This window comes from Acidimicrobiia bacterium (assembly GCA_035948415.1).
Taxonomy (GTDB): Bacteria; Actinomycetota; Acidimicrobiia; order IMCC26256; family PALSA-555; genus PALSA-555.
Window position 1 is genome coordinate 1 of the sequence record DASZJD010000070.1, and the last position, 3,179, is coordinate 3,179.

Here is a 3,179-nt window from a genome sequence, read left to right on the forward strand (position 1 = left end):
GCTCGGGCCACATCCCGAGACCGGTGTGCCCGTGCGGGTCCTCGACGGCCGGTACGGGCCGTACGTCACCGACGGGCAGCTGAACGCCACGGTTCCCCGTGGCGTCGACCCCGCGTCGGTCGACCTCCAGCAGGCGGTCGAGCTGCTGAGCGAGCGGGCCGCCCGCGGTCCGGCCAAGAAGCCGGCCAAGCGCACCGCGAAGCGGAAGAAGCCGCCGACCACAACGCGTCGCACCGTACGCAAGGGCGCCACCCGCACGTAAGCCCGTCGCTGAGCGTCGCCGAGAGCGAGGACCCCCGCGCCCCGTTTATCCCGCCGCGCCCCGATGAGGCGCCCGCCCCTCTGGCGCGTCTTCGGCACCCGCTCGTACTTCCCGCTGTGGATGGCGCAGGTCATCTCGAGCACCGGCGACTCGATCGGCCTCATCGCGATCCTCGCCATCGCGGCTCGGATCTCGAACAACTCCGGCGCGGCCGTGAGCCTCGTGATGTTCGCCCGCGTCGTGCCCGGTTCTTCCTCGGCACCGTCGGCGGTGTCCTCATCGACCGACTCGACCGCGGCAAGGTGATGGCTGTCTGCGACATCGGCCGAGCGTCGATGCTCCTGGCGCTGTCGTTCGTCGAGAACCTCGCTGGCCTCGTCCTCGTCTCGTTCGCGCTTGAAATCCTCACCCTGCTCTGGGGACCGGCGAAGGATGCGTCCGTGCCCCAGCTCGTGAGGCCGGACCAGCTGCAGTCCGCGAACACGAGTTGCAGGGCCGGACGTTCGCCATCCACTACTCCGTCGTCCGCCTCTGCCTCCTGATCTCGCTCGTGATCTCGCCCGCTGTTCTCCGGCGTCCGGGACGCGGTGACAAATTCGGTCCTCCATCACCTCGCCTTGACCCTCGGGGGAGCCAGCTATCGGTTCCCGGTGTCCGGCTCGCCCTGTGGGGCGGGGGGCTGATCGCCTTCGCCGCCGGCTGGTGGGCACGGCGCTCCATCGGGCACGCTCAGCGGGTGCAGCGATCCGATCACCGCCCAGGGCCGGCCGAGGCGGACGCCCGGTGATGCTCCCGGGCCGCTTCCTGGTCCTCGAGGGCGGGGACGCCACCGGCAAGACCACCCAGGCTGGGCGGCTGGCGGCCCGCCTCCGCGAGCACGGACGCGATGTGCTGCTCACGTTCGAGCCGGGCGGCACCCCGCTCGGCGCCGACCTGCGGCGGCTGCTGCTCGACGGGACCGGGACCGTCGAGCCCGAGGCGGAGGCCCTACTCATGGCGGCCGACCGCGCCCAGCACGTCCTCGAGGTCGTCCGGCCCGCCCTGGCGCGGGGTGACTGGGTGGTGAGCGACCGCTTCGTGCCCTCGTCGCTCGCCTACCAGGGCGTGGGCCGCGGCCTCGGCGTCCCGGCCATCGAGCTCGTGAACGGGATCGCCACCGGCGGCCTCGACCCCGATCTCGTCGTCGTCCTCGACCTGCCGCCCGAGGTGGCGACGGAGCGGTTCGGCGCAGCACGGGACCGGCTCGAGGAGGAGGACGACGCGTTCCGACTCGCCGTCCACGAGGCCTACCGAGACCTTGCTGGGACCCGGGGCTGGGTCCTGCTGGACGCCTCGGGCCCGGTCGAGGAGGTGGCGGACCGAATCTGGGGCGTCGTCACCGAGCGCCTGGGGTGACCGATCCGTGGCGAGCGATCGTCGGCCAGGAACGAGCGGTCGAGCAGCTCCGCCGAGCCGCCACCCGTCCCGGCCACGCGTACCTCATCGCCGGCCCGCGCGGCGCCGGGGCCCCCGCCCTGGCGCGTGCGTTCGCGGCGGCCCTGCTGTCGCCCGACGGCGACGCGAGGACCGTCGACCTCGTCGAGCGTCGGCTCCACCCTGACGTGGTCGAGTTCGAGCCGGAGCGGACCGTGATCACCGTCGACCAGGCCCGGGAGGAGATCATCCCCGAGGCGTGGCGCGCCCCGATCGAGGCCGACCGGAAGGTGGTGATGCTCCTCGAGGCCGAGCGCCTGCAGCCGGAGGCCGCGAACGCGCTCCTCAAGACCTTCGAGGAGCCACCCGAGCGCACGGTGATCGTCCTCGTGAGCGAGGCCGCCGACGAGCTCCTCGACACCGTCCGTTCCCGCTGCCAGCGGATCGACCTCGGCGGTCTCGACGAAGCCACCATCGAGGCGGCGCTCATCGGCGACGGCGCCCAAGCGGACGAGGCGCGGCTGGCGGCCCGGCTCGCGGGCGGACAGCTGGGCCGGGCCCGAGACCTGCTCGGCGACACCCGACCGCTCCGCCGCGCCTTCGTCGAGGCGGCCATGAGCGTCGACGGCACGGGCGCGGCGGCTGGCCGGGCCGCGGCGCAGATGCTCGACGCCGTGCACGGCGCCATCGCCACGGTCAAGACCCGCCACGCCGAGGAGCTGGCGGCCTTCGACGACGAGGCGGCACGGGCGGGGTACGAGGCGCGGGACCTGCGGCGGCTCCGTCGGCGCGTCGAGGACCGACAGCCCGCCCGTGAGCGACTGGCGCGGCGCAAGGCCATCGCGGAGGGCATCGCCGCGCTCGAGACCGTCTACCGCGACGCGCTCGCGGGCGCCCAAGCGCCGCTCCGCAATCTCGACCACGAGCCGCTGACCGCGGACGTGCGGTCCTGCGTCCGCGCGCTCGACGCGTGCCGGCAGGCGCGTGACGCGCTCGAGTTCAACCCGAACGAGGGCTTGCTGCTCGAGCGGCTCGCGCTGCATCTTCCCGGGTCAGCCGGAGTACCGGCTCGGTAGACTCGGCGCTCCCCGCCGGGATAGCTCAGTCGGCAGAGCAGCTCACTCGTAATGAGCAGGCCGGGGGTTCGAGTCCCCCTCCCGGCTCTTGGCCTGCTGACCATTGAGCTTGTGCCGCGCATGCGACGATCCCGCGGCTCGCGTCCCATCGCCCCTCCTACACCGCTTGCCGATACGAGCCAGCCGCCTCGCTCATCGGTATTGGAAGGTTTCACGTGCTTGGCCGCGGTCCGTTCTCGACTGGGGCCGGACCGATCACGATCAGTGGGTTCGCGATCGAGAGACCTGGGGAGACTCGTGACCAGGGGAACAACGTGCCGATTGCCCGGTGCCGCCGGCTGGCAGGCTGGTCAGGTGCGGATCGTGGTCGTCGGCGTCGGTGCCGCGGGTCTGGCCCAGTCGGCATGATCTCGGCTTAGCGCGTGACC

General features: G+C 72.8%; 4 protein-coding genes and 1 tRNA gene. All 5 read left to right on the forward strand.

The annotated features are described in order from the left end of the window. Positions 1-262, forward strand: a 262-nt coding sequence (locus VG869_09855; protein ID HEV3451499.1) for a topoisomerase C-terminal repeat-containing protein, incomplete at its 5' end; no start/stop codon positions are given. A 63-nt stretch (positions 263-325) separates the two neighbouring features. Further along, positions 326-568, forward strand: a complete 243-nt coding sequence (locus VG869_09860) for a hypothetical protein (GenBank protein ID HEV3451500.1) — start codon at positions 326-328, stop codon at positions 566-568. 480 nt (positions 569-1,048) lie between these two features. Further along, positions 1,049-1,657 carry a dTMP kinase gene (tmk, locus tag VG869_09865; GenBank protein HEV3451501.1) on the forward strand — a complete coding sequence of 203 codons (609 nt, stop codon included), beginning with the start codon at positions 1,049-1,051 and terminating at the stop codon, positions 1,655-1,657. Continuing rightward, entirely contained in the window at positions 1,654-2,751 is a 1,098-nt protein-coding gene (locus tag VG869_09870; protein ID HEV3451502.1) for a hypothetical protein, read from the forward strand. Before tmk ends, VG869_09870 begins: the two co-directional genes overlap by 4 nt. A gap of 14 nt (positions 2,752-2,765) precedes the next feature. Continuing rightward, positions 2,766-2,838, forward strand: a tRNA-Thr gene (locus VG869_09875). The last annotated feature ends 341 nt before the right edge of the window (positions 2,839-3,179 follow it).